This window comes from Streptomyces sp. YIM 98790 (genome assembly GCF_011421595.1).
GTDB lineage: Bacteria > Actinomycetota > Actinomycetes > Streptomycetales > Streptomycetaceae > Streptomyces.
Genome location: NZ_WTLH01000356.1, coordinates 1 through 2,172, shown reverse-complemented (window position 1 = coordinate 2,172; position 2,172 = coordinate 1). Strand labels below are relative to the sequence as shown.

Sequence of the window (2,172 nt, the reverse complement as noted above, 5' to 3'; positions counted from 1 at the left end):
GCGCTCACCGCGCCCTCGCCCCCGCCGCTGCCGCCACCGCCGTCCGTGCCGGCGGTGGGCTGCGGCCCGGGCGCGGCCGGCTCCTCGGCCGGCGGCTGACTCTCGCGGGCCAGCGTCCACCGGCGGTTCAGCCGGGCCACTTCCCGCTCGTCGGCACCGCACATCCCGGCCAGCAGTTCCACCAGCTGGAAGTCGGGCGGCACCGCCTTGCCGGTGCAGTAGCGGTGCAGTGCGGAACGGCTGACGTTCAGCCGGACGGCAAGGGTGTCATAGCTGTGCGGGGTCCGCTCCTTGAGTTCCCGCAGCGCCTCCGCCAGCGCCTTGACGTGGTCCTCGACCCGCATATCGGACATGGCTCTCTCCCCCGGAAGTTCCCCCGTGCGAATCCTCGGAGGACTCTACAGTGTCGTGACTTTCTCCCTCCCGTGAACGAGGGGGATTCGCACGGCTCGCGCTGTGAGGGTTTCTCCTTCATCGCCGGCCGCCCGCCCGGAGTCCTCCGTCGAGGTCTTGCACCGTCTCCACAGACCGTCACCGCCGGCCGGAAGGCTGCGCGCCGCGTTCACGTCCCGGTCATGGGCCGTGCCACGGCTGCGGCACGGCCGGGTGCGGACCTTCAGCGGCATCTGCGGCCCGCAGGGTGCCGCAGCCCACCTCGCACAGCAGGGAGACGTACCAGCGCCCCGCCGCGGCCTGCGGCACCAACACCGTGCGCGGGGCAGGGAGGCGCCCCCGCCCCGCCCGAAGGCGACGGGTCTCCTCAGAGGTGATGCGATGAGCACCGCCCACACCGGCCTCAGGGGATCGACACCAGGCAGTCACCCCAGTCACCGAAATCCTCCGTCCGCGACCAGAGCCGGTGGGCCGCCTCGATGTTCCAGACCGGGTCCAGGGCCTTCGCGAGCGTGCCGCCGAGCTCCGCGATCTGCTCCTCGGAGAGCTGGAAGACGCCCCAGGTGCGGGGCATGCGCAGACCCGACAGTACATACAGCGGATCGAGCAGCGACCGGCAGTCGGCCCTGCGCACCGCCTCCTCCGGGTCCTCGGTGAAGACCTCCCGGATGCGCTCGGCGACCCGCTCCCGGTCCCAGGTGGCCAGCGAGACACCGCCCCGGTAGAGGGCGCGTTTGGTGTCGTCGTCCACGATGCCGTTGGGCCGTACGNGGTAGAGGGCGCGTTTGGTGTCGTCGTCCACGATGCCGTTGGGCCGTACGCCGGCCAGCACCTGGAAGGCCTGCACCCGGCGCAGGGTGTCGTGGACGAAACGGCCCTCGGTCCCGACACCGACCGCTCCGGCCGCCCGGAGCAGGCGCTGCAGTTCGCGGACGCACTCGCCCTCCGCGCCCAGCCCCACCGGCCCGGAACAGGCGTCGGAGAGCAGCAGGCCGCGCGGCTCCTCCTCGGAGCCGCGGGCAAGGGACACCAGCAGCGCCCCCGCGACGAGCAGCAGCACCGCGGCGGCAGCCGCGGCCGGGCGCAGGGCCCGCCGGGCCGCCGGGCGGTTCACCGGCTCCGGCTCCGGCTCCGCGGCCGGTGCCGGAGGTGCCGGGAGGGCGGCGTCCCCGCCGGACGGGGCCTCACGGCCGTCGCGGGTGCCGGGCGCGGGCGACGCCGCGGGGCGGTCCCCGGTCGCCCGCGCCCACACCGAGTGCAGCGTCAGCAGCCGTTCCCGGTCCGCACCGCAGACCTTGGCGAAGCGCTCCACGGGGGCGAAATCCGCGGGCACCGACGCGCCGGTGCAGTAGCGGTGGAGCGCAGAGCGGCTGATGCCGGTGCGGGTGGAGAGCGATTCGAAACTGAGCGCCGAGCTCTCCTTCAGCGCACGCAGCTCACGGGCCAGTTCGGCATCCCGGCCGTGGCCCATCCGCAGCCGACCTCCCACGCATCCCGGCTTTCCCAGCCATGATGCTAACCGCCGCGGGGAGCGGCGGCCGGAACGGCTCGTGTTCACAGGGGTTCACAGACTTCTGACGAGACCTTCCCTTCTGTCCGCCCGCCTCCGCACGGACACCGGCGGGCGGCGGGCCGGACCCTCCCGGGTCCCGCCGTCCGGGGCCGCACGGGCGGGCAGCCGTGCCGTGCCCCCGGCGGCGAGCGGGACCGGCCCCTGGGCGGAAGCCGGTCCGGAGCCTTCTCCGGCCGCCCGGGCCGGGGCGGTCGCCGGGGCCGGGG

General features: G+C 74.6%; 2 protein-coding genes. Both read right to left on the bottom strand.

Annotated elements, in window-relative coordinates; genetic code table 11:
* On the bottom strand, positions 1-353 hold a 353-nt coding region (locus GQS09_RS27960), incomplete at its 3' end, for a helix-turn-helix transcriptional regulator (protein WP_165990308.1).
* Positions 354-796: 443 nt separating this feature from the next.
* Entirely contained in the window at positions 797-1,882 is a 1,086-nt protein-coding gene (locus GQS09_RS27955) for a helix-turn-helix domain-containing protein (protein WP_165990307.1), read from the bottom strand.
* Positions 1,883-2,172 lie beyond the last annotated feature (290 nt).